Below are 22,384 nucleotides of genomic sequence, written 5' to 3' on the forward strand. Positions count from 1 at the left end.
ACAGATCAGTCTGCCCTGAAGCTAGGTTTTGATATTTAGGAGCTTCCCCCATGATGGTGTTGTACTCGGGCACGACTTGCCCCTTCTCCCACCGCTGCCGTTTTGTCCTCTTCGAGAAGGGCATGGATTTCGAAATCCGTGACGTCGACCTCTACAACAAGCCCGAAGACATCAGCGTCATGAATCCCTACGGCCAGGTGCCGATCCTGGTGGAGCGCGACCTGATCCTGTACGAGTCGAACATCATCAACGAGTACATCGACGAGCGTTTCCCGCACCCCCAACTCATGCCCGGCGATCCCGTCGACCGTGCCCGCGTGCGTCTGTTCCTCCTCAATTTCGAGAAGGAGCTGTTTGTGCATGTGTCCACGCTCGAGTCGCGTGCCGCCAAGAGCAATGAAAAAGCCCTGGAAAAAGCGCGTTCGCATATCCGTGACCGCCTGACCCAGCTTGCCCCGGTGTTCCTGAAGAACAAGTACATGCTGGGCGAGAACTTCTCCATGCTGGACGTGGCGATCGCTCCGCTGCTGTGGCGCCTGGACTACTACGACATCGAGCTGAGCAAGAATGCGGCGCCGCTGCTGAAATATGCAGAGCGCATCTTCTCGCGGCCTGCGTATATCGAGGCCCTGACACCTTCCGAGAAGGTGATGCGCAAGTAGGGCCAGCTTCCGTGTCTACGACGAGTGCCAGCGGGACGACTTCGACCCGCCCCTATCTGATACGCGCCCTTTACGAGTGGTGTACCGACAACGGCCTGACGCCTTATGTGGCGGTGCGGGTCGACGACACGGTGCGTGTCCCGCGTGAATACGTCAAGGACGGCGAGATCGTTCTCAATATCAGCATGGACGCCACCAGTGCCTTGAAGCTGGGAAACGACTACATCGAGTTCAAGGCCCGCTTTGCCGGCGTGGCCCGCGACATCATGGTCCCGCTGAACCGCGTCATGGCCATCTATGCGCGCGAAAGCGGGCAGGGCATGGCTTTCCCCTTGGACGAGGATGAGCCCGCGCCGATGACCGATGAAGTCGGTGCGGTCGGCCCGTCTGTTGAAGCCGAGCCGGCTGCCAGCCCGGCAGCCGCCCTGAGCAGCGTCGCGCCGGTCCGCGATGAGGGGGGCGACGAGCCTGAACCACCGCGGCCGGGTGGCACACGTCCCGCCCTCAAGCGTGTCAAATAGGACGGCCTGCGGGTGGGGTGCGCGGGTCGCCTCTTCTCTTGCCTTCTGGGCCGTGCAGTAAAATTGCCAGCGTGCCGATTTAGCTCAGTTGGTAGAGCAACCGCCTTGTAAGCGGTAGGTCGTCAGTTCGAATCCGACAATCGGCACCATTTCACGGCAAAAATCACATCTTTGACGGCTTCGGCCGCGTTCAACGCCCTGACGGGATTTGAACTTTGAGCCGAATTGCGCTAACCTGCCAACCTCTGGTGCGCAAATGAGCCTCCATCGCTGGCAGAAGCTGGCGGATTTTGGCAGCAGCAGCATTGCTGTTAACAATCAGACACCAATTCGAACCGTCGATCGGCCCGGCCGTGACCGCAGAGCGCAGCACGGCCGGTATCATCGCTTCAACAGCCTTGAGCCGGGCAACGGAGTCTTTGCTGAGTTCGCTCAGGCGGGCCAGCATCGGCGATTCCTGTGTTGCCTGCAGCAGCGTGACTGACTGATGGCGGCGGGTCGTCATTCGATTGTGGGCAAAGAAGGAATAGAGATGCATTTGATTATCACGGATGCATGGCTGGCCAAAAGCCGTGCGATACATCTGAGTGGTACCAAGCTGCTGCTGGTCGGCCTGAGCCTGTCTTTCGCGCTGATGCTGGTGGCCGCTGGTCTGTACCACTGGGTGTTTCTGAAGGGCGCGCGTGAAGGCTGGCCCGTGATTGGCGCGCTGGTCAAGCTGGTGGTGAAGGACGAATTCGCCCTGCGGGATCGTTTCATGCGCGAAAACCTCGACGTCATGGCCCGTCGGCTTGGCGAAATGCAGGCCAAACTGCTGCAGCTGGAATCCCTGGGCGAGCGTGTTTCCGGTTTGGCCGGCATCAATCCCGCCGACATCCGGGCCAAACCTGGCCAGGGTGGTGCCCTGGTGTCGGGCCGCCCCCTGACGATGGAAGAGCTGGAAAAAACACTGGCCGATCTGGACCGGGTGACGGAGCAGCGTACCGATCTGATGGCGGTGGTCGAGTCGCGCCTGTTTGAACAAAAAGTTCGCTCCATGATGATCCCGACCCAGCACCCGGTGGCATTCGGCGGCGCCGGCTCCGGCTTTGGTTGGCGCATTGACCCATTTACCGGGCGCTCGGCCCTGCACACCGGCATTGACTACCAGTCGACGACCGGTACGGCGATTCTGGCGGCAGCCGGCGGTGTGGTGGTGACCCAGGAGTTTCGCCCCGATTACGGCAATATGGTCGAAATCGACCATGGCAAGGACCTGGTCACCCGTTATGCCCATGCGTCCAAACTCATCGTGAAAAAGGGTGATCTGATCAAGCGGGGTCAGAAGATCGGCGAAGTGGGTACCACGGGGCGTTCAACCGGCCCGCACCTGCACTTTGAGGTCTTGGTGCGAGGTGTGCCTCAGGATCCGCACAAGTTCATGAACGCCAGCCGCAGCCAGCCTGCGCAGCAGCTGGCACTGGCCCCTGCTGCCCCGGTCCCAAGGGCGCCGGCACCGGTCGCACCACCACCGGCTGCCGCGGCGCCCAAACCGCCCGTGACGACCTTGCCGGCAACCGTCAGGCCGGCGGCTCCGTTGACGGCCCCAGCCCCTGTGAGTACGACACCTGCCTCGGTCCCGGCGGGCTCCTCCGCCAAGCCGGCCGCAGCCGCCCCTGCGGCCGCTCCGGCCGTGGCTGCCGCACCCGCCGCGCCAGCGGCACAAAGGTAGAATCAAGCGCTTCGCGCTCCCGATGCCGCAAGGCGCCGGGGACTGCTGTCGCTTTAACTGGCGACACTCACCACTAGACAGATAAGGATTGCACGGCGCTGCCGGGTTTTGTGACCGGCAGGGCGGTGCGGCGTTCATGGGCATCAACATCCTCACCAAAATTTTTGGCAGCCGCAACGACCGGCTGCTCAAACAATACCGCGGCGTGGCAGCCCGCATCAATGCGCTGGAGCCGGAATTCGAAAAGCTGGACGACAGTGCCTTGCAGGCCAAGACCGTCGAATTCCGTGAACGCGTTGCCCAAGGCGAGAGCCTGGAAGCGCTGCTGCCGGAAGCTTTTGCTACGGTCAGGGAAGCCTCCAAGCGGGTGATGAAGATGCGTCACTTCGATGTGCAGCTCATGGGCGGCATGTCGCTGCACCAGGGCAAGATATCGGAAATGCGCACCGGCGAAGGCAAGACACTGACGGCTACGCTGCCGGTCTATCTGAACGCCCTGACAGGCAAGGGCGTGCACGTGGTGACGGTCAATGATTACCTGGCCAATCGCGATGCCCAGTGGATGGGGCGCCTGTACAACTTCCTGGGCTTGACGGTCGGTGTGAATCTGCCGCAGATGTCGCGCCAGGAAAAACAGGCCGCCTACGCCGCCGACATCACCTACGGTACCAACAACGAATATGGTTTCGACTACCTGCGTGACAACATGGTCTACGAGGTGGTGGACCGGGTGCAGCGCGGCCTGAACTACGCCATCGTCGACGAGGTCGACTCGATCCTGATCGACGAGGCGCGCACGCCGCTCATCATCAGTGGCCAGGCGGAAGACCATACGGCGCTGTACCTGGCCATCAACAAGCTGGTGCCGGGCCTGACCCGCCAGGAGGGCGAAGCCGATCCTCGCACCGGCGAGGGAGTGATCAAGCCCGGCGATTTCACGGTGGATGAGAAGAGCCATCAGGTCTTCCTCACCGAGATGGGCCATGAGAAGGCCGAGGCCCTGCTGGCCCAGGCCGGCCTGCTGCCCGAAGGTGCCAGTCTTTACGACCCAGCCAACATCACCCTGGTGCACCATCTTTATGCCGGCCTGCGGGCACGGCACTTGTACCACCGGGACCAGCACTATGTGGTCCAGAACGGCGAGGTGGTGATCGTCGACGAGTTCACGGGCCGTCTGATGACCGGTCGTCGCTGGAGCGACGGCCTGCACCAGGCCGTCGAGGCCAAGGAAGGCGTGGCGATCCAGGCCGAGAACCAGACCCTGGCTTCCATCACTTTCCAGAACTATTTCCGTCTCTACGGCAAGCTGGCGGGCATGACCGGTACGGCGGATACCGAGGCTTACGAGTTCCAGGAGATCTACGGCCTGGAGACGGTGGTGATTCCGCCCAACCGACCGAGCAGCCGCGACGATCAGCTCGATCGCGTGTACAAGACGACGCGCGAGAAGTACGAGGCGGCCATCACCGATATCCGCGAATGCTACGAACGGGGCCAGCCAGTGCTGGTGGGGACGACCTCGATCGAAAATTCGGAGATCATCGCGCAGTTGCTGGAGAAGGCCAAGCTGCCGCACCAGGTGCTCAATGCCAAGCAGCACGCACGCGAGGCGGACATCATCGCCCAGGCCGGGCGTCCCAGGATGATCACCATCGCCACCAATATGGCGGGCCGCGGGACCGACATCGTGCTGGGCGGCAATGTGGAGAAGGCCATCGAGGGGATCGAAGCCGATGCATCGCTGGATCCGAGCAGCAAGCAGCACAAGATCGACGCGCTGCGCGTGCAGTGGAACCAGGAGCACGAGAAAGTGGTGGCTCTGGGCGGCCTGCGCATCATCGCCACCGAGCGCCATGAATCACGTCGCATCGACAACCAGCTGCGTGGTCGTTCCGGCCGCCAGGGTGACCCCGGCTCTTCGCGTTTCTACCTGAGCCTGGACGATGCGCTGATGCGCATCTTTGCGGGCGACCGCGTGCGCGCCATCATGGACAGGCTGAAGATGCCTGATGGGGAGGCCATCGAGGCCGGCATCGTTACACGCAGTATTGAAAGTGCCCAGCGCAAGGTCGAGGCGCGCAATTTCGATGTCCGCAAGCAGCTGCTTGAATACGACGATGTGGCGAATGACCAGCGCAAGGTGATCTACCAGCAGCGAAATGCCATCCTCGACGCGGAAGCCCTGGCGACTCAGATTGCCTCGCTGCGCGAAGGCTGTTTCACCGATCTGGTGCGTCAATTCGTGCCGGAAGAGTCGGTGGAAGAGCAATGGGATCTTCCAGCGCTTGAAAAGGTGCTGCATGACGAATGGCAGCTCGACTTGTCCCTGCAAAGCCTGGTGCAGGATGCCAGCGCGATCAGCGATGAAGACATCCTTGAAAAGGTGATCGCAGCGGCGCATGCGGCGTACGAAGCCAAGGTGACGCAGGTTGGCGCCAGCAATTTCACCCAATTCGAGCGCATGGTGCTGCTGCAGAGCATCGACACACAATGGCGCGAGCATCTGAGCGCATTGGACTACCTGCGCCAGGGCATCCATTTGCGTGGTTACGCGCAGAAGCAGCCCAAGCAGGAGTACAAGCGCGAGGCTTTCGAGTTGTTTGGCCAGTTGCTGGATTCCGTCAAGAATGAAGTGACGCGTGTGCTCATGACGGTGCGCGTGCAGTCCAGCGAGCAGATCGAGCAGGCGGCCGAGGCGATGGAGAGCAAGGCTGAACACATCGCCAACGTGACCTATACCGCGCCGTCTGAAACCGGCGAAGTGGTGACCACTGTCGACGCTGCAACCCAGGTGGCTGCCGTGGCGCGTGTGGGCCGCAACGAACCCTGTCCCTGCGGCAGCGGCAAGAAGTACAAGCATTGCCACGGCAAGCTGAGCTGACGCCTTCCTCGTATCACGCATCGTTCACGAGTCGCACCATGCCCGTCAACCTGTCTGCTCCCAATCCGGCTGAACTCTTTCCCATCGCAGGGGTGCGCATCGGCGTTACTGAAGCCGGTATACGCAAGGCCAATCGAAAAGACCTCACGGTTGTCATGCTCGATGAGGGCGCTTCGGTGGCCGGCGTCTTTACGCAAAACCGTTTCTGTGCCGCACCGGTGCAAGTCTGTCGCGAGCACCTTGCCGCGGGACGCGGTATCCGCGCGATGGTGATCAACACGGGGAATGCCAACGCGGGCACCGGGCTGGAAGGTCTGGCACGTGCGCGAAGCACCTGTGCGGCGCTGGCCAAACAGCTGAAGATTGCGCCCGAGCAGGTGTTGCCGTTCTCGACGGGCGTGATCATGGAGCCCTTGCCCCACGAGCGTATCGAGGCCGGCTTGCCGGCGGCACTGGCCGATGCGCGCCAGGACAACTGGATGCGCGCGGCCGAGGGGATCATGACCACTGACACCGTGCCCAAGGCCTTTGGTGCACAAGTCACTATCGCCGGCACCAAGGTCAGTATCACCGGCATCAGCAAGGGCGCCGGCATGATCCGCCCGAATATGGCCACCATGCTGGGGTATATGGCAACCGACGCCTGTGTCAGCCCCGCCGTGATGCAGCAGCTGGCGCGCGAGTTGGCCGATGGATCGTTCAACCGTGTCACGGTCGACGGTGACACGTCCACCAACGACTCCTTCGTTGTCATTGCCAGCAACAAGGCGGCCCATCCGGTGATCGAATCGCTGGACAGCCCGGAGGGCCGGCAGCTCAAGGCGGCCATGCTCGAGGTGGCACGCAAGCTGGCCCAGGCGATCGTGCGCGATGGCGAAGGCGCCACCAAATTCATGACCATCCGCGTGCAGGGTGGCAAGAATGCAGAGGAGTGTCGCCTGGTGGCCTATGCCATCGCCCACTCCCCCCTGGTGAAGACGGCCTTCTACGCCAGCGACCCGAACCTGGGCCGCATCCTGGCGGCAGTGGGTTATGCCGGCATCAACGACCTGGACCAGAGCCGCATTGATCTTTTCCTGGATGAGGTGCACGTGGCCGTGCAGGGTGGACGCAACCCGTCCTATCGCGAGGAGGACGGCCAGCGTGTGATGAAACAAAGCGAGATCACGGTGCGTGTGGTGCTGGGGCGTGGCCAAGCCGAGGATACGGTCTGGACCTGTGACTTCAGCCACGAGTACGTGAGCATCAACGCCGACTACCGTTCCTGATCTTCATGCAGTCCCAACTTGAACGCCTGCTGCTCCGTGCCGAGCATCTGATGGCACGCATCGAATCCATCCTGCCCCAGCCCCTGAGCCAGCCGGACTGGGAGGCATCGATTGCCTTTCGCTACCGCAAGCGCAGCTCGGGCCATGGCGTCATCGAGCCGGTGCGCCACGTGGGTGCGATGAAGCTGGAACATCTCAAGGAAATCGATCAGCAGAAAGAGAAGATCCAGCGCAACACAGAGCAGTTCGTGAGTGGCCTGCCGGCCAACAACGTGCTGTTGACCGGGGCGCGCGGAACGGGCAAGTCCTCGCTGATCCGGGCCTGCCTGCACACCTATGCCGGGCAGGGTTTGCGTCTGATCGAAGTCGATAAGTCCGACATGGTGGATTTGCCCGATATCGTGGAGGCCGTGTCGCAGCGTCCCGAAAAGTTCATCGTCTTCTGCGACGACTTGAGTTTCGAAGACGGCGAGCCAGGTTACAAGGCATTGAAGTCCATCCTCGATGGCTCGGTATCGGCCACGACGCCCAATGTGCTGATCTACGTGACCAGCAACCGCCGGCACCTGCTGCCCGAGTACATGAAGGACAACCTCAGTTACAGCCACACCGAGGACGGCGAGATCCATCCCGGTGAGGTGGTCGAGGAGAAGATCTCCTTGTCCGAGCGGTTCGGCCTGTGGGTCAGTTTCTACCCCTTCAGCCAGGACGAGTACCTGAACATCGTGACGCAATGGCTGTCGTCCTTCGGTGTCTCTCAATCCGCCATCGCAGCCGCGCAGCCCGAAGCGCTGGTCTGGGCACTGGAGCGTGGCTCCCGCAGTGGCCGCGTGGCCTATCAGTTCGCCAAGGACTACGCCGGCAAACACGGCAGCCAGGCATGAAGCCCACCCTGGTCGCCGATGGCCACCGTCCACGCGAGGGGGGGGGCGACCGGCCGGTGACCGAGGTCGCAGTGGGTGTGCTGGTCCAGCCGGATGGGAGTTTCCTGCTCACCTCCCGTCCGGATGGCAAGGTCTATGCCGGCTACTGGGAGTTCCCGGGCGGCAAGCTGGAGGCGGGTGAAAGCGTGGTCCAGGCCCTGACGCGCGAGTTGCATGAAGAGCTGGGGATTGAAGCACTGGCGATCCAGCCCTGGAAGAGCGAGCTGGTCGACTATCCGCATGCGCTGGTGCGCTTGAATTTCTGCAAGGTGACGTCCTGGCATGGCGAGCTGCAGATGCGCGAAGGACAGTCCTTTGCGTGGCAGCAGCTGCCGGTCCAGATGACCCCGGTGCTGCCTGGTGCCGTTCCGGTGCTGGAGTGGTTGGCCGAGGAGCGCGCTTACTCCGGCGCGACCCGCGCCTCGGTCTGAACTTCGGCGCGCAGGCTATTGCAGCTTGGGGTCGCCGAATTCCTGGTCATCCGGTGGTGCGTCGGCTGGCATGCGGAAGTCTTCACTGGCCCAGGCGCCGAAATCCCTCTTCTTGCAGCGTTCGCTGCAAAAGGGCCGGTAAGGGTTGCTGGGGGCGTAGACGCTGTCGCCGCCACAGGTCGGGCAGGTCACCCGTCTTGCCAGGTCTGCTGATATGTCAGTGGGACGTTGCATGGCGCGATGGTGTTACAGGAATCGAAGCCTCAGGAGCACAAGGTCAGGTCGAACGACGCGTCCTGGTTGCTGGCATGCAGACGGTCGTCGGCCTCAAGGCGCATCAGACGGATCGAGACGATCAGGCGGTTGCCACTGATTTCCGGAATCAGCCCCAAGGCCGGATCGATGGTCAGGCGCAGCAACTGGAATGTGCGTCCCTGGGGCAGGGGCTGCTGGTACTGCCCCCCCGGTGCCATGACTTTTTGTGGAACCCCAGAGTCCCGCAGCAGCGTCAGCAGCAGGCCGATGGCGTCGGCGATGGGGGTCAGGGTGGCGATCCAGCGTTGCAGGTCGGTACGGCGCTGGTCGCCTGTTTGGTGTTGCCAGGCGAAGTAAGCCGGCAGATCAAAAGCGCAGGTGCCACCCGGAATGCCGATGCGGCTGCGGATGCTCATGAGCCAGTCGTTCTCGGTCAGGTGGTGACCGGCCTTGCCCGAAAGATTGTTGAGCTGGCTGTAGCATTGCTCGACCTGTTGCAGGACTTCGTCGAGCACGGACTGGGCAATGCTCGGATTGCCACGGTAGCCGTTGAGGATCTGTTTCTGGCGGTCCAGGTCGCGCAGCACGTCGGCCTTGAGGTCGGCACGGGCGCCCACGTCCATGACTTCGAAGAGGCTGGCCAGGGCGTAGTGGTGGTCCAGTGCCTCGTCGCGCGCGACCAGCTCGAGCAGTCGGCGGAACAGGTTCTCCAGACGTAGATAGGTCCTGATGCGCTCGTTGAAGGGATATTCGTAGGTGATCACGCTGGTACTTCCGGACGGCGAATCATAGCCCGAAGCGACGTGCCAGGAGCCCGACCAGACGTGCCAGTTCAGGCAGGTCCAGGCCTTCGTTGCAGATCACGTGGTCGGCCGCCTGCAGGCGCAGGCGACGGCTCACCTGCTGTGCGAGGATGCGCTCGACCTCGTCGCGGCTGAGCCCGCTGCGCCGCATCACACGTTCGATCTGGGTCTCGGGTCGGCAGTCCAGCACGAGCACCTGGTCGAGCCGGGCACGCCAGTGGGCGGATTCGACCAGCAGGGGGATGTCGAAGACGATGCAGCAGTAGCCAGACGTGATGGCCGCCTCGGCCTGGCGCCGGGTTTCCAGGCCGACCAGCGGGTGCACGATCTGTTCCAGCCGTCGGCGTGCCGTGGGGTCGCTGAAGGCCAGGGCGCGCATGCTGTCCCGATCAAGGGCGCCTTCGGTGGTGATGAAGGTCGGACCGAAGGCCTGCCGGATGGCATCGATGGCAGGGCCACCTGCTGCCGTGGTCTGGCGTGAAATCGCATCGGCATCGATGATGGCGGCCCCGCGCTCGGCCAGCATGCCGGACACCGTGCTCTTGCCGCTGCCTATGCCGCCGGTGAGGCCGAGACGTGTCACGCCCCGCATCGTTCACAACCCGACAAAACGCAGGATGCTTTGCGGCCCGAAGATCATGGCGGTCAGCCCGGCGGCGGCCAGAAAGGGGCCGAAAGGCACATAGCCGCCTTCACGCAAACCCGTGCTGAATTTGAGGGCAATGCCAATGATGGCGCCGATCACCGAAGCCATCAGGATGATGGGCACCAGCGCGGTCCAGCCGAACCAGGCCCCCAGGGCGGCATAGAGCTTGAAATCGCCAAACCCCATGCCTTCCTTGCCGGTGACCAGCTTGAAACTCCAGTAGACCAGCCACAAGGCCAGATAGCCGGCGACGCCACCCCAGAGGGCGTCTGCCAGGGGCACGTTGTTCCACTTCAGTGCCGCCGCGATGAGGCCGGCCCAGAGCAGGGGCTGGGTGATGCTGTCGGGTAACAGCGTGGTGTCCCAGTCGATCAAGGCCAGGGCGACGATGGCCGCCGAGAAGCCACACCAGACCAGACCCATCGGGGTGGCACCCCAGTTCCAGACACAGTAGAAAAACAGGGCGCCGGTGGTCAATTCGACCAAGGGATAGCGCAGGCTGATCGGTGTGCCGCAGGCCGAGCATTTGCCACGCAGAAACAGATAGCTCAGCACGGGGATGTTTTCGTACCAGCGGATCTGGTGGCCGCACTTCTGGCAACGTGAACGCGGCAGCACCAGGTTGAAGGTTTCTGCCGGAGGCAAGTCCTTGCCGGCGAGTTCGGCGCACTCCTCAGCCCACTGCCGTTCCATGATTTTTGGCAGGCGGTAGATCACCACATTGAGGAAACTACCGATCATCAGCCCCAGCACGCCGGCCAGGCCGGCATCGAACACCTGCGAGACCAGCATCAGACCACCTGGCCCAGCTTGAAGATGGGGAGGTACATCGCGACCACGATGCCACCGACGATGGTGCCCAGGAACACGATGATGATGGGCTCCATCAGGCTGGAGAGGCCGGCGACCATGTCATCCACCTCGGCCTCATAGAAATCGGCCGCCTTGCCCAGCATGTGGTCGATCGAGCCGGACTCCTCGCCGATGGCACACATCTGCAGGACCATGCTCGGGAACAGGTGCGCATTGGCCATGGCCGCGGTCAGGCTGGTGCCGGTGGAGACTTCGTGCTGGATCTTGAGGGTGGCTTCTTCATACAGCCAGTTACCCGCGGCACCGCCCACGGAGTCCAGGGCTTCCACCAGCGGCACACCAGCGGCGAACATGGTGGAGAGCGTTCGGGTCCAGCGCGCGATGCACGATTTGTCGATCAAGGCACCGAAGACGGGGATCTTCAGCATCAGTCGATCCATGGCCTGCTGCATCTTGCGGTTGCGCTGCCAGGCCTGGAAAAAGAAGTAGAGGCCGCCGCCGATGCCGCCGAAAATCAGCCACCACCAGGCGACGAAGAATTCACTCATGGCGATGACCATCAGCGTCGGGGCTGGCAGGTCGGCGCCGAACGAAGAGAAGACCTGCTTGAAGGCCGGGACGACGAAGATCATGATCACGGCGACCACGACGAAGGCCACCACGACCACCGAGATCGGGTACATGAGGGCCGACTTGATCTTGGACTTGATGGCCTGGGTCTTTTCCATGTAGACCGCCAGGCGGTCCAGCAGCTGGTCCAGGATACCGGCCTGCTCGCCTGCTTCGACCAGGTTGCAATAGAGGTTGTCGAAGTAGATCGGGTACTTGCGGAAAGCGGTGCTCAACGAGGTGCCGGTCTCGACGTCGTTGCGGATGTCATTGAGCAGCCGTGTCACGCTCGGGTTGGCGTTGCCGCGACCCACGATGTCAAAGGCCTGCAGCAGGGGCACGCCGGCCTTCATCATGGTGGCCAGCTGGCGCGTGAACAAGGTCAGGTCCTTGGCAGTGATCTTCTTGCCGGATCTCATCCGGCGTTTCTTGACCTTGCCGGGCATGATGCCCTGGCGGCGCAGCGAGGCGAGCACCTGGTTTTCGCCGGCGGCGCGCATCTCCCCGCGCACCATCTTGCCGTTGCGATCCTTGCCTTCCCACTCGAAGACCACTTCCTTGGCGTTCTTGGATTGTGCTGTTGCCATGCTGTCCCCTGAAGCTCCCGCTGGTTATTCGTTGGTGACGGCCAGGACTTCTTCGAGCGAAGTCAGGCCCTGCTTGACCTTGTGCAGGCCGGACAGGCGCAGCGAGCGCACCCCCTCGGCCTGCGCCTGCTTGGCGATTTCCAGGGCGGAACCATCTCGCAGGATGATGCGCTGCAGCTCCTCGGTGATCGGCATGACCTGGTAGATGCCCACACGTCCCTTGTAGCCGTTGTTGCAGGCGGAACAGCCGACCGGGCGGTAGTTGATCCAGGAGCCGTCCAGCTCGTCCGGCTGGAAGCCGGCATCGAGCATCGTCTTCTTGGGGATTTCGGCCGGTGCCTTGCAGTTCGGGCACAGGCGGCGCGCCAGACGCTGCGCCGTGATCAGGATCACGCTGGAGGCAATGTTGAACGGGGCGATGCCCATGTTGCGCATGCGCGTGAGGGTGGTGGGCGCGTCATTGGTGTGCAGCGTGGACATCACCAGATGACCGGTCTGCGCCGCCTTGATGGCGATGTCGGCGGTCTCCAGGTCGCGGATTTCGCCGACCATGATGATGTCGGGATCCTGGCGCAGGAAAGACTTGAGCGCGGCAGCGAAGGTCAGGCCGGCCTTGTCGTTGACATTGACCTGGTTGACGCCCGGCAGGTTGATTTCGGACGGGTCTTCGGCCGTGGCAATGTTGACGCCGGGCTTGTTCAGCAAATTCAGGCAGGTGTACAGCGACACGGTCTTGCCCGAGCCGGTGGGGCCGGTGACCAGGATCATCCCGTAGGGACGGCTGATGGCCTTGAGCAGCCGCTCTTTTTCTTCCGGTTCGTAGCCCAACGCATCGATGCCCAGCTTGGCGCTGTTCGGGTCCAGGATACGGATCACGATCTTTTCACCGAACAGCGTGGGCAGCGTGCTGACCCGGAAATCGATGACGCGTTCGGGGCCAACCTTGAGCTTCATCTTGCCGTCTTGCGGCACCCGTTTCTCGGAGATGTCCATCTTCGAGATGACCTTGATGCGCGAGGCCAGCTTATCCTTGATGGCCACGGGCGGCGAGGCGATCTCGCGCAGTTCGCCGTCGATGCGAAAACGCACCCGGTAGTTGTGCTCGTAGGGCTCGAAATGCAGGTCCGATGCGCGCATGCCGATGGCATCGATCAGCATCTTGTGCAGGAACTTGACGACCGGCGCGTCGTCCACCTCGGACGTGGCGGACTCTGCGTTGTCGCTGACGGCCTCGGTCGTGAACTCGTCGAACTCGATATCACCGCCGACGATATTGTCGATGGCTTCCGAGGCCGAGGTGGCGTGGACTTCCACCAGCTTGAGCAGCTTGTCGTATTCCGCAATGACCCAGTCCACGCCCATCTGGCTGGCGAACTTGATCTTTTCTGCGGCGGCCTGATCGGAAGGGTCAGCCGTGGCGACCACCAGCCGGTTGGTGCGCTTGCCCAGGACCACCACGCGGTAGTCATGACAGATCTTGGGGTCCAGCAGCTCCTTGGGCAGGCGTTGCGAGTCGACGGCGTCCAGGTCGATCAGCGGGGCGGCGAATGCCGCCGACATGGTGTGGGCCAGATCCGCAGCAGAAACGGCTCCCGAGCCCGTGAGTTCGGCGATGAAACTGGTGCGGTTGCTGGACGCCTTGCGGAACAGTTCCTCGGCCGACTTCTGCTCCAGCTTGCCAGCCAGAATCAGGGCGCGCCCCAGTCCGGGCAGGGCAACGGGAGCATTTTCGCGGTGGATGGCGGTATCTACGGCGGCCATGGACTGTGGTTTTTTCGAAATTCCGGGGGTGAGGGAACCCACGGATCATCGCCGATTGCCCGGCTGATGTAAACGAAAGCACGGCGCCATTTTGCAAGCAGACGTAGCGGCGCAACATGGAAAAGATGCAGGGGGTAAGCCCTGACCGGCTTACCCGGGGGGATACCCGAGCCCGTAGGGGCTGGAGCAAGGTAAGTGATTGGTCGGAATGAGAGGATTCGACTTGTGCCCTCGAAAACCTCAAACCTGCCGGAACCCGCATGGATAAAGGGCTTTGCTCGATTTGACTAGCTTGCGGGGCTCCTCAATATGGGAAGCCCTGAGGCCCAAATTATGGGAAAGACAGGGGGCGGTGTCAATCGCTTTGACAGCCGAGTTGCTCTCGACAGCGAGAGTGTCAAGAGCGTGCGGCAAGGTGTAGGGGTATCGCCTGAGATGTGGTGACATGGCCTGATGATCCGGTCCCGTGCCGTGCCCTTGGCACTGCGTATCAACCTCAACCGGATCAAGCATGACCCTGACCTTTTCTCGGACCATCATCGAAGTCACTCGAACCCACGCATACGCCCGCCTAGGAGGCCGTGAGGGGCTCATTAAGCTCGGCTCAGGGCTACCCCTTGGGTTCATCTCAAAAGAGCGCCAAACGGGCTCCCTTGAGGTCTGGGGGTTGGGCCTCTACGCGGTCTTTAGCAAGGCTTGAGAGAGTGGCGCGGGGGGCCATCCCCGGTCTCCCCGCCAATGACCTCATTCCTTGGCTGGCGTCTCTTGCCCTGACAATTGGAGGGTCAGCGTTGCCTTCAAGCGGTCGGTGAAGTTGTAGATGTCATCTACGCTCTCAAGCGCCTCTTGCACTTCTTCCCGCTTGTCATTGAAAAGACCTAGCCGAAGCTTCTTCGGGTTGTTGAACCTGAGACGGCAAAGCGGCTTCCGGTTGTTGTCATCCAGCAAAATCGCGCAGTAGCTCTGAGCGTCCCGGATGAATATGCGGCGGGGGTTCACCATGCCCCGGAGGATGGCTCGGATTGTGTGAAACGCTTCAAGTTCTTCCAGTGAAGTGCTGACTTGCTCGTCAGCCGATGTATCGGCGGGGGTTTCGATGGGGACGGGTGCCGCTACCGGAGCGGGCTCGGGCGTCATGGCACCCTTCAGCCGGGCATTGATTCTTTCTCCGATCAATTGCTCGAACGCCCTTTTAGTGATGGGTGTGAACTGTTCTTTAAGTGCCGGGGTGAAGCGGCGACTCCCGATCAGATCGGCGGCAACCAGTCGAACGAAGTCCTCAGGCGGAGTGACCATCCATTCCGCAAGCCGGTTCTGGATCGCACGGGTGTACTTCAACTCGTTCGCGGTAGTGAGAATTGTCTCCAGATCGAACGCCGCCTTAGCGAACTTCTTCAACTCATCTACATCCCTGTCTTTGAAGTCAAGGATGTTGAACTCGAAGAACGGCTTTTCGTCCATCTTGTTTGGCTGTTCGAGGTCAGTAAAGAACTTGTAGACAAGTCCATTTGTCAAGACACCGAAGCGTGCGGCAGTCACATGGAAGTATCGAAACAGTTGCCCCGCATGATTGATGTTCAGCTCGGCCCCCGCCTTCTTGCACTCAAACAAGATGATGGGCTTGCCATCTTTCAGAATGGCGTAATCGACTTTTTCCCCCTTCTTCATACCGACATCCGCGACAAGCTCCGGCGTGACTTCCAGGGGGTCGAAGACGTTGTAGCCGAGAATTTGGATGAGGGGCATGATCATTGAGTTCTTCGTTGCCTCCTCGGTCTGGATCATGTCCTTGGTGGCCGTGATGCGCGATGCCAAGACGCGAAGCTGATCAATGAAATCCATGGTGTTCTCCCTGAGGGTTGTTTGATAGGTTTTCGGTAACAAGTGTAAACCGCACACCCGATAAAACAGTACGGGTATGGGCCAAACAAACAACTCAGCCAAGGAGGTTTTGTTGCAAAAATGTCTGAGCCCCCTCGATCCAGATTCACGGCGAGTTTCCCCCCTGCCCCGGTGCCTCCCCCACCCCCTCAGGAATCCTCCGGTGCATCCTCACGACACCCCGGCCACTCCGCCACAAGGCCGCATGAGGGGCACAGGCAGTAGACGCTAGGGGAAATGATGACCTGGGCCTGATGCCTGTCCTGTTCGGGGGCATCCCTGTAGGTGTCCCAATCAATCTCCACCAGCCCCACCACACAACAGCGGGGACAGTGGGCAGCGGCCAAGGCGGCGGCAGGGCTGAAGACCTCAACGAGCATCAGGTGTCTAGTCCGGCAAGTAGTTGCTGATGACCTGCAAGATGCCACCAAAAAGAATGAGCCCCAGCCCGAAGTGGGAGAGCTTCTTTTCACGGAGCAGACGTGCGCAGAGTTCGGGGGTACTAGTTGGAACGACAAGGACAATGTTGCCCTTCTTGAGTTCAGTGGGGTCGGCCATATTCAAGTCGCCAAGGTACTTCCACACCACGAACGAACCAAGCGACGCCAGGATCAGGCCAACCGTGTTTACTGATGTCTTCATTTCATCCCCCTACGCTTTTGGTACGACCACTCGGCTGATGCCAGCGGACGCCTCCCGGACATCCTACCTGAGCCAGAGCGGGCTCAGAAGTTGTACCTTTTGACCCCAGCCCAACACCCCCACAAATCTAGGGTCATAAGTTATTGACTTTCTTTTTGATCCAGGCTCATAATTAACCATCAACATTTGAGCCAAGGAGACATCCCGTGACCGACAAGCGCATCGCCTACTACCGCGTGTCCACCATCGACCAGTCCATCGAGGCCCAGAGGTCGGCCATGGGTGGGGGCTTCGCCATGGAGTTTGAGGACGAGGGCGTGAGTGGTGCCATCCCTGCGGCCAAGCGCCCCGGGTTCTCTGCGATGCTGCGAGGGCTCACCAAGGGGGCCACGGTGTACGTCTACGCGGTGGACCGGCTGGGGAGGGATGCAATCGACGTACAGGCCACCGTGCGGGACTTGCTGGCCCGTGGGGTCTCGGTTCACGTCCATGGCCTTGGGTTGATCGCTAAGGGTGTCGGGGAGTTGATCCTGGCGGTCCTGGCTCAGGTGGCCGACATGGAGCGCCAGAAGATCACCGAGAGGACGGCGGCAGGGCGGCAGGCGGCGCGGGAGTCACTGGCCCGTACCGGGCTCACCCACAAGGGTAAGGCCAGCCTGGGCAGACCCGTCAAGGCGTCGGCCAAGGATGTGGCGGCATGGCGGCTCTCCACCGGGTCCAGCCTCTCCGAGACGGCGGACCATTGGGAACTGTCCCTGGCGACGGTCAAAAGGTATTGCAGGGAAGCCGTGGAAGCCCTCCCGGCATGACTTCGATCCCTGTCTGCGACCACCTGTAAACGCGGCTTTCGATAAAACCTGCTCAATAGGGGAACACCCAACCCTGTGGATTTTTGTTGGCACATAGCGGCCAATTAGGGCCCACATTAGGGAGAGCCGCAACCCGGCGATAAAACCCCCTCAATAGGAAGGGCCCCCGGCCCCCCACCACCCCAACGGCCCCCGTTTGGTGTCCCTCAAGACGCCAGCGGGGGTTTCTCTTTTCCCAAGGTGAAACCCATGAACACCCCATCTCCCGCGTTGAACACCCTCCCGGGCGCTTCTCGCGTGTTCACCCTGAATTACCAGGGCTATCCCATCCGATCCATGAGGTGTCCGCAAGGCGTCGCTTGGTTTGTCCTGGCAGACGTGATCCGCCCCCTTCAGCTTCGCCACACCAGCACGATCCGTAAACGCATCAAAGACCCCAGCATGGTCTCCCTGATGCACGTTTGGGTTCCCAACAGGGTCAACCCAAAAGACAGCGGGTTTCGTGATGTGCAGGCGTTGAACGTCCCCGGCCTGGGTGCCATGCTTGGTGTCAGCCGAGTTGATGCCTCCCGTGCTCTGCTGGCGTGGCTGGTCATTGAGGTCGAGAGAATCCCCCGATCCTTCGTTCTTCCCGCCACAGCCCAGAAAGAAGGCCAAGCGGCCCCCGTCGCCAGCCCGTCGCTGCGTGCCCACAGCATCGATGTGAACCTCCCGGCAGGACGCCGGACACCCTTGGCCTCAACACGGTGAGCGCCATCGTCCAGCACTTGTTGACGCCCACACCTGCTCGTATCGATTGGGCCCCCGGGGAGTTGGAGGTCTTCATCCAGGCCCTTCCCCCGCCGTCTTTCCCTGTACCCAGACCACCGCTGTACGGCTGTATCGGGAAGAGGCTTCAAGAGCACATGCGGGCGACCTTGCCGGAAGATGATCTGCGCGAGTTTGCCCGCGAGGTTCTCGGAGCGCAGCGCATGAGCGCGACTTACCTTGACGCCTTGCGGCTCACCCTCGGCAATCAGGCCCACGCAGAGAGGTATCGCGTCCCACTTGAACTGAACATCAAAACGCCTCATGCCCCCAGCGTCACAGAACGCACCATGCGGACCATCATTGACCAGATGACGGGCGCAGGCATCACCCGGGGCGTACGCGTTGAACTTGGGGAAGGGAAGGCGCAAGTGGTTCAAGGATTCTTCCCATGCACCCCCCGGCCAGACCTCGAAGCCCTGCTACGGATGAATGAGGCCCCGCAGCCTGGAGGCCCTGAAACAGCCGCCCACATCCCTGCGTGCATCACGGAGGCGGATGTGCCGTTCTGATCGCTCCTTAACGTCACAGTATTAGAGAGGGCCAAAAGGTGCGCCTTGAGGATGGGCTAGTCCTGCTGTGTTTCGCCGGGTTCATCTTCAACAGGGGGAGCTATCAAGTACCACCCTTTGAACGTTGAGCCTGAAGGTGCCCTACTGAGTCCCCCTAAGTCCATCTTCGGGAAGGCCAGTAGGTGCCCTTCAGGTGCTTCCCATCACAGGGCATAGCCCTTGGTGTCTTCCTCATACTGATACCTCAGGATGTGAACCCCTCTGGGTGTCGATATCTGTATTTACGGCTCACGCAGGTGCACCGCAGGACTCCTTTAGGTAGAACCTCCGGGCCCCCTCAGCAACTACTAAAGGCTTCCCCGTGACCAACGCCCTGACCCTGAACGCCCCCACCACCGAGCCCCTGATGACCTCCAGGGAGATAGCGGATTTGACGGGGAAGCTCCACACCAATGTGATACGCGACATCCGCGCCATGTTGGAACAACTGGAAATCACTGAACTCAGTTTTGAGTCGAGCTACCGGGACAGCACCGGGCGCACCCTCCCGATGTTTTCCCTCCCCAAAGACCTGACGATGACCCTGGTTCTGGGCTACTCGGTCCCCCTGCGTCACAAGGTCGTGCGCCGCTGGCAGGAACTGGAGGCCAAAGCCAGCGCCTCCGCGTTCCAAGTCCCGACTACCAAAAGTGGTCTCCTCCGCGTGATCGACCACGCAGGCCAGCCCTGGTTCATCGCTAAGGACGTGTGCGATGTCCTGACGCTTCGCACCGACAACGCCCTGCGTGGGTTGGCGGACGACGAGAAGGCAAACACTGCACTAAAGGGTTTCGCCAGGGGCGCACCGCTGACAAGGCCCGGACCCCTTTACAGCCCTCGGGGCTTGGTCATGAGAACCCTCGCCTGTAGCGGTGGAGGTGCCCACCCTGAAGGCGGGAAGACCACAGGCAGGCTCACGGACGGGTGCCGGATGGCGGCAGTGACGTGTAGCAGGTCGGGCGGCTCCGGGTGGCTGTAGGTCTTGTCCGCATCTCCACCGGGTTGCATGTGCCCGGTGTAGGCGTTGATGTCGAACGGGTAGACCTTCGCCCGCTTGAGCATTGTCTCTATGGTGTGCCGGAAGGAGTGGAAGGTGTTTTCGCTGCCCCAGCCTATGCCCGTCTTGAGCCTTGAGAACCACGTAGAGAACGGTCCCCCGGCATTGTTCAAGGCCGACACAGGGGCCATCGGGAACAGCCGCTCATGCCCAGCACTGCGCATCGCCTCGGCGTACTCCGGGAGCCCCAAGCGGATCAACTCGGGGTGCATCGGGATGGCCCGCTTGGACGGGGTGTTCTTGACCCGCTGCCAATCCTGCTCAACCATGATCGAGATGCACCACAAGCCATCTTCCTTGCGGATGTCGCTGGTCAGCAGCTGCGCAAGTTCGGTGACTCGGGCACCGGTGTGGGCACCGAGGACGGGAATCCAGTAGGCCGCATCCCGCCCCGCCGCTTTCATCGGGGGCAGATCGTAAGACTGGAACAGCGGCAGGGAGAACAGGTCTTTCATCGGCTCAGGTTTGATCGGCTTGCGCACCGTGACCCGTTCGTTTGAACCCTCAATGCGGATGCTGGCCCAGGGGTTGGACATGATCCGCTGTTGCTCGGCCATCTCAAAGCGGATGAGGCGCGACACATAACCCAGACGATCAGCCGCCGTGCGGGGGGACTGCCCCTGTGCCAGCAACCAGTCACGGAACTGGAGCCCGTGCTGTCGGGTCAACTGCTGTAGGGGTGGGTTTCCACATACCTCCTCAAACTGCCCGACCACCCGCGTGGCTGTCTCAATGGTCTTCAAGCTCGGGCGTTTGCCCTTGTTGCTCCAGAGGGTCAGGACATCCCGAAGCATCAGCAACTCGGCAGGCTTCTCTGATGGGCTCATAGTGGTCCCTGCGGCATGACTGAGGGAGCGGGGTAGGGCAGGGGCTGGGGGCGTCTCTACGGCCTCACCTTGGTCCCTCTGCCTGCGCCCTGCGGTGGCCTTGGCAATGGTTGTTGCCCATTGGTACAGGGCACGACGTTGCTCCCGCTCATTATTGGGAAGGGTCAGTCCGTGGGCGTTCAGCCAGTCCTCGGCCCGGTCCTTGAGGCCCGCTAGGTTGCGTCCCGCCACGGCTTCACGCACAGCGTCATCAAGCGGCAGGCCGGTCCCGAAGTCCGAGCTATCAAGTTCCGCCCACGCCCAGCCGTCTATGCGCATCTCCTCATCGTTGTGCAAGAGGTCACGGGCAGCAATAGCGGCCACTGCCGAGACTTCCTCAAGGGTCGCTGTGCGGGATTGCCGGATGTGCTCCGGGGCGGGGGCTGGGGGGCTGGGCGCACGGCCAAGGCGGTGGCGCTCCTTCAGGAACTGTTCTTGCCAGTGGGCACCCAGCTGCGCCGCTCTGATCCCTGCTTGAGCCCTGTTCAGGTCTCCAAGGGCCTCACTGTGTTCCTTCTTCCCGAAGGTCTCCCGTAGGTCATCAGGAATGCGAATACGGAAATAGAAGCGTCCGTTTTTGGGCGCGAGGTACGGGGTCCGCCGTGGCATCTTTGACACATCCTGGGTCTCCCGCACGGGCGCTTGAGAGGCGTCTATGTGGGAGGATTGTGGGAAAGTCAAAGGGAGAAAGCCGTTTATCTGCGCGGCTCAGAGGGCGTTGCCTCTGAAAATGTGTGGTCGGAATGAGAGGATTCGAACCTCCGACCCCTTCGTCCCGAACGAAGTGCGCTACCAGGCTGCGCTACATTCCGATGTCCCGAGCTGCCGGGAGGGCGTCAAGACTGACGCGCCAGCAACTGAGACGCCAATTGTATCAAACTGGCGGCATGGGGTCCGGCGGGCAGACGCTGTGCTGCCGCAACGGCGCGCTCTGCCTCGCGGGCCGCGGCCTGACGCGACACGTCCAGCGCCCCGGTGCGCCGCACGATGGCGATCACCTGGTCCAGCTCATCCACGGAGCCGTGTTCGATGGCGTTGCGGATCAGCTTGCGTTCGGGGTCCGTGCCGCGCTGCATGGCGGCGATCAACGGCAAGGTTGCCTTGCCTTCGCGCAGATCGTCCCCCAGGCTCTTGCCCATCACCGTGGCATCGCCGGCATAGTCCAGCACATCGTCGATGACCTGGAAGGCCGTACCCAGGGCCTGGCCGTATTCGGCGCAGGCCTCTTCCAGCGGGGGCTCTGCACCCGCCAGGATGGCGCCGCAGCGGGCGCTGGCCTCGAACAGCTTGGCCGTCTTGGAGCGGATGACCTGCAGGTAGCCGGCTTCGTCCAGGTCGGCGTTGTGCATGTTCATGAGCTGTTGCACCTCGCCTTCGGCGATGACGTTGGTGGCGTCGGCCAGCACCTGCATGATGCGCATGCTTTGTGCGTCCACCATCATCTGGAAGGCGCGCGAATAGAGGAAGTCACCCACCAGCACGCTGGCCGGGTTGCCGAAGGTCTCGTTGGCCGTGGCGTTGCCGCGGCGCAGGGTGGAATCGTCCACCACGTCGTCGTGCAGCAGGGTGGCTGTGTGGATGAACTCGACCACGGCCGCCAGGTTGTGGCGCTGCTCACCACGGTAGCCCAGGGCGCCACAGGCCAGCAGCAGCAGGGCCGGGCGCAGGCGCTTGCCGCCGGCGCTGATGATGTAGCGAGCCACCTGGCCGACCAGCGGGACCCCGGAGTCCAGCTTCTCGGCAATGACACGGTCCACCTCCCGCATGTCGTCGGTTATCAGGGCAAGCGGGGAGGCGGGGTGGGGGGCGTTCACGGGGGGGTAAATCGGTGCGGGATGGCCCGATTATAGGAAGGTGGCCCCCCGCCCCAGGCGGCTCCCGGGAGGGGCATGTCAGTGAG

The 22,384-nt window shown here is 62.0% G+C and carries 20 protein-coding genes, 2 tRNA genes and 2 pseudogenes; 12 read left to right on the top strand and 12 right to left on the bottom strand.

The features are described from left to right. Positions 1–50: 50 nt before the first annotated feature. The 3 genes from AC1RRP_RS07445 to AC1RRP_RS07455 all read left to right on the top strand — a co-directional run bounded on the left by AC1RRP_RS07445 (position 51) and on the right by AC1RRP_RS07455 (position 1,332). Positions 51–662: a glutathione S-transferase N-terminal domain-containing protein gene (locus AC1RRP_RS07445; RefSeq protein WP_493034707.1), complete on the top strand. Its 612-nt coding sequence runs from the start codon at positions 51–53 to the stop codon at positions 660–662. A gap of 11 nt (positions 663–673) precedes the next feature. Next, complete coding sequence (locus AC1RRP_RS07450) at positions 674–1,183, top strand: ClpXP protease specificity-enhancing factor (RefSeq protein WP_493034709.1); 510 nt, start codon at positions 674–676, stop codon at positions 1,181–1,183. Between the two features lie 73 nt (positions 1,184–1,256). Beyond that, positions 1,257–1,332 (top strand) — tRNA-Thr (locus AC1RRP_RS07455). Positions 1,333–1,373: 41 nt separating this feature from the next. Here AC1RRP_RS07455 and AC1RRP_RS07460 read toward each other — a convergent pair. After that, positions 1,374–1,721, bottom strand: coding sequence for a hypothetical protein (locus tag AC1RRP_RS07460; RefSeq protein ID WP_493034711.1), 348 nt, complete (start codon positions 1,719–1,721; stop codon positions 1,374–1,376). Here AC1RRP_RS07460 and AC1RRP_RS07465 point away from each other — a divergent pair. The 5 genes and pseudogenes from AC1RRP_RS07465 to AC1RRP_RS07485 form a co-directional block, all read left to right on the top strand. Then, positions 1,716–2,660, top strand: a pseudogene (locus AC1RRP_RS07465) (peptidoglycan DD-metalloendopeptidase family protein); the annotation flags it as partial. The gene AC1RRP_RS07460 and the pseudogene AC1RRP_RS07465 sit on opposite strands and share 6 nt — an antisense overlap. A 370-nt stretch (positions 2,661–3,030) precedes the next feature. Beyond that, a complete protein-coding gene (gene secA, locus AC1RRP_RS07470; protein WP_493034713.1) occupies positions 3,031–5,775 on the top strand; it encodes a preprotein translocase subunit SecA in 2,745 nt (914 codons plus the stop codon). Positions 5,776–5,813: 38 nt separating this feature from the next. After that, the gene (gene argJ, locus AC1RRP_RS07475; RefSeq protein ID WP_493034715.1) at positions 5,814–7,043 is read left to right on the top strand and encodes a bifunctional glutamate N-acetyltransferase/amino-acid acetyltransferase ArgJ; all 1,230 of its coding nucleotides are present in this window, start codon (positions 5,814–5,816) and stop codon (positions 7,041–7,043) included. A 5-nt stretch (positions 7,044–7,048) separates the two neighbouring features. Further along, entirely contained in the window at positions 7,049–7,927 is an 879-nt protein-coding gene (locus tag AC1RRP_RS07480) for an ATP-binding protein (protein ID WP_493034717.1), read from the top strand. Continuing rightward, positions 7,924–8,397, top strand: coding sequence for an NUDIX domain-containing protein (locus tag AC1RRP_RS07485; protein ID WP_493034719.1), 474 nt, complete (start codon positions 7,924–7,926; stop codon positions 8,395–8,397). Before AC1RRP_RS07480 ends, AC1RRP_RS07485 begins: the two co-directional genes overlap by 4 nt. Positions 8,398–8,412: 15 nt before the next feature. Here AC1RRP_RS07485 and AC1RRP_RS07490 read toward each other — a convergent pair whose 3' ends face one another. The 8 genes from AC1RRP_RS07490 to AC1RRP_RS07525 all read right to left on the bottom strand — a co-directional run bounded on the left by AC1RRP_RS07490 (position 8,413) and on the right by AC1RRP_RS07525 (position 16,394). Further along, positions 8,413–8,631 (bottom strand): DNA gyrase inhibitor YacG, encoded by a 219-nt coding sequence (locus AC1RRP_RS07490; RefSeq protein WP_493034721.1) that lies wholly within the window; start codon positions 8,629–8,631, stop codon positions 8,413–8,415. A 29-nt stretch (positions 8,632–8,660) separates the two neighbouring features. Continuing rightward, positions 8,661–9,416, bottom strand: a complete 756-nt coding sequence (gene zapD, locus AC1RRP_RS07495; RefSeq protein WP_493034723.1) for a cell division protein ZapD — start codon at positions 9,414–9,416, stop codon at positions 8,661–8,663. 22 nt (positions 9,417–9,438) lie between these two features. Next, complete coding sequence (coaE, locus tag AC1RRP_RS07500) at positions 9,439–10,047, bottom strand: dephospho-CoA kinase (protein WP_493034725.1); 609 nt, start codon at positions 10,045–10,047, stop codon at positions 9,439–9,441. A gap of 3 nt (positions 10,048–10,050) precedes the next feature. Then, on the bottom strand, positions 10,051–10,893 hold the full coding sequence (locus AC1RRP_RS07505; RefSeq protein ID WP_493034727.1) for a prepilin peptidase: 843 nt from the start codon (positions 10,891–10,893) through the stop codon (positions 10,051–10,053). Beyond that, entirely contained in the window at positions 10,893–12,110 is a 1,218-nt protein-coding gene (locus tag AC1RRP_RS07510; RefSeq protein WP_493034729.1) for a type II secretion system F family protein, read from the bottom strand. The genes AC1RRP_RS07505 and AC1RRP_RS07510 overlap by 1 nt, the downstream gene beginning before the upstream one ends. A 24-nt stretch (positions 12,111–12,134) precedes the next feature. Then, positions 12,135–13,871 carry a type IV-A pilus assembly ATPase PilB gene (pilB, locus tag AC1RRP_RS07515; protein ID WP_493034731.1) on the bottom strand — a complete coding sequence of 579 codons (1,737 nt, stop codon included), beginning with the start codon at positions 13,869–13,871 and terminating at the stop codon, positions 12,135–12,137. 744 nt (positions 13,872–14,615) lie between these two features. Further along, positions 14,616–15,713: a type I restriction endonuclease gene (locus tag AC1RRP_RS07520; protein WP_493034733.1), complete on the bottom strand. Its 1,098-nt coding sequence runs from the start codon at positions 15,711–15,713 to the stop codon at positions 14,616–14,618. Between the two features lie 426 nt (positions 15,714–16,139). Continuing rightward, positions 16,140–16,394 carry a hypothetical protein gene (locus AC1RRP_RS07525; protein WP_493034735.1) on the bottom strand — a complete coding sequence of 85 codons (255 nt, stop codon included), beginning with the start codon at positions 16,392–16,394 and terminating at the stop codon, positions 16,140–16,142. 206 nt (positions 16,395–16,600) lie between these two features. Between AC1RRP_RS07525 and AC1RRP_RS07530 the strand changes: the two genes are divergently transcribed. The 4 genes and pseudogenes from AC1RRP_RS07530 to AC1RRP_RS07545 form a co-directional block, all read left to right on the top strand. Then, positions 16,601–17,203 carry a recombinase family protein gene (locus AC1RRP_RS07530; protein WP_493034737.1) on the top strand — a complete coding sequence of 201 codons (603 nt, stop codon included), beginning with the start codon at positions 16,601–16,603 and terminating at the stop codon, positions 17,201–17,203. 249 nt (positions 17,204–17,452) lie between these two features. Beyond that, positions 17,453–17,953: a hypothetical protein gene (locus AC1RRP_RS07535; protein ID WP_493034739.1), complete on the top strand. Its 501-nt coding sequence runs from the start codon at positions 17,453–17,455 to the stop codon at positions 17,951–17,953. 155 nt (positions 17,954–18,108) lie between these two features. Then, positions 18,109–18,522, top strand: a complete 414-nt coding sequence (locus tag AC1RRP_RS07540) for a hypothetical protein (protein WP_493034741.1) — start codon at positions 18,109–18,111, stop codon at positions 18,520–18,522. A 406-nt stretch (positions 18,523–18,928) separates the two neighbouring features. Further along, a pseudogene (locus AC1RRP_RS07545) lies at positions 18,929–19,156 on the top strand (Rha family transcriptional regulator); the annotation flags it as partial. A 233-nt stretch (positions 19,157–19,389) separates the two neighbouring features. On the opposite strand, the gene AC1RRP_RS07550 reads toward AC1RRP_RS07545, so the two are convergent. The 3 genes from AC1RRP_RS07550 to AC1RRP_RS07560 form a co-directional block, all read right to left on the bottom strand. Beyond that, entirely contained in the window at positions 19,390–21,093 is a 1,704-nt protein-coding gene (locus AC1RRP_RS07550; RefSeq protein WP_493034743.1) for a DUF6538 domain-containing protein, read from the bottom strand. 126 nt (positions 21,094–21,219) lie between these two features. Beyond that, positions 21,220–21,296 (bottom strand) — tRNA-Pro (locus tag AC1RRP_RS07555). Positions 21,297–21,320: 24 nt separating this feature from the next. After that, a complete protein-coding gene (locus AC1RRP_RS07560; RefSeq protein WP_493034912.1) occupies positions 21,321–22,250 on the bottom strand; it encodes a polyprenyl synthetase family protein in 930 nt (309 codons plus the stop codon). Between the last annotated feature and the right edge of the window lie 134 nt (positions 22,251–22,384).

The sequence above is a fragment of the Hylemonella sp. GW821-FHT12C09 genome (genome assembly GCF_058807395.1).

Bases quoted from the DNA above. Each gene is read 5' to 3' on its own strand.
- AC1RRP_RS07445 (WP_493034707.1), top strand. From the start codon at position 51: ATGATGGTGTTGTACTCGGGCACGACTTGCCCCTTCTCCCACCGCTGC.
- AC1RRP_RS07460 (WP_493034711.1), bottom strand. From the start codon at position 1,721: ATGCATCTCTATTCCTTCTTTGCCCACAATCGAATGACGACCCGCCGC.
- secA (WP_493034713.1), top strand. From the start codon at position 3,031: ATGGGCATCAACATCCTCACCAAAATTTTTGGCAGCCGCAACGACCGG.
- argJ (WP_493034715.1), top strand. From the start codon at position 5,814: ATGCCCGTCAACCTGTCTGCTCCCAATCCGGCTGAACTCTTTCCCATC.
- AC1RRP_RS07480 (WP_493034717.1), top strand. From the start codon at position 7,049: ATGCAGTCCCAACTTGAACGCCTGCTGCTCCGTGCCGAGCATCTGATG.
- AC1RRP_RS07485 (WP_493034719.1), top strand. From the start codon at position 7,924: ATGAAGCCCACCCTGGTCGCCGATGGCCACCGTCCACGCGAGGGGGGG.
- AC1RRP_RS07490 (WP_493034721.1), bottom strand. From the start codon at position 8,631: ATGCAACGTCCCACTGACATATCAGCAGACCTGGCAAGACGGGTGACC.
- coaE (WP_493034725.1), bottom strand. From the start codon at position 10,047: ATGCGGGGCGTGACACGTCTCGGCCTCACCGGCGGCATAGGCAGCGGC.
- AC1RRP_RS07505 (WP_493034727.1), bottom strand. From the start codon at position 10,893: ATGCTGGTCTCGCAGGTGTTCGATGCCGGCCTGGCCGGCGTGCTGGGG.
- AC1RRP_RS07510 (WP_493034729.1), bottom strand. From the start codon at position 12,110: ATGGCAACAGCACAATCCAAGAACGCCAAGGAAGTGGTCTTCGAGTGG.
- pilB (WP_493034731.1), bottom strand. From the start codon at position 13,871: ATGGCCGCCGTAGATACCGCCATCCACCGCGAAAATGCTCCCGTTGCC.
- AC1RRP_RS07520 (WP_493034733.1), bottom strand. From the start codon at position 15,713: ATGGATTTCATTGATCAGCTTCGCGTCTTGGCATCGCGCATCACGGCC.
- AC1RRP_RS07525 (WP_493034735.1), bottom strand. From the start codon at position 16,394: ATGAAGACATCAGTAAACACGGTTGGCCTGATCCTGGCGTCGCTTGGT.
- AC1RRP_RS07535 (WP_493034739.1), top strand. From the start codon at position 17,453: ATGAACACCCCATCTCCCGCGTTGAACACCCTCCCGGGCGCTTCTCGC.
- AC1RRP_RS07540 (WP_493034741.1), top strand. From the start codon at position 18,109: ATGCGGGCGACCTTGCCGGAAGATGATCTGCGCGAGTTTGCCCGCGAG.
- AC1RRP_RS07550 (WP_493034743.1), bottom strand. From the start codon at position 21,093: ATGCCACGGCGGACCCCGTACCTCGCGCCCAAAAACGGACGCTTCTAT.
- AC1RRP_RS07560 (WP_493034912.1), bottom strand. From the start codon at position 22,250: ATGCGGGAGGTGGACCGTGTCATTGCCGAGAAGCTGGACTCCGGGGTC.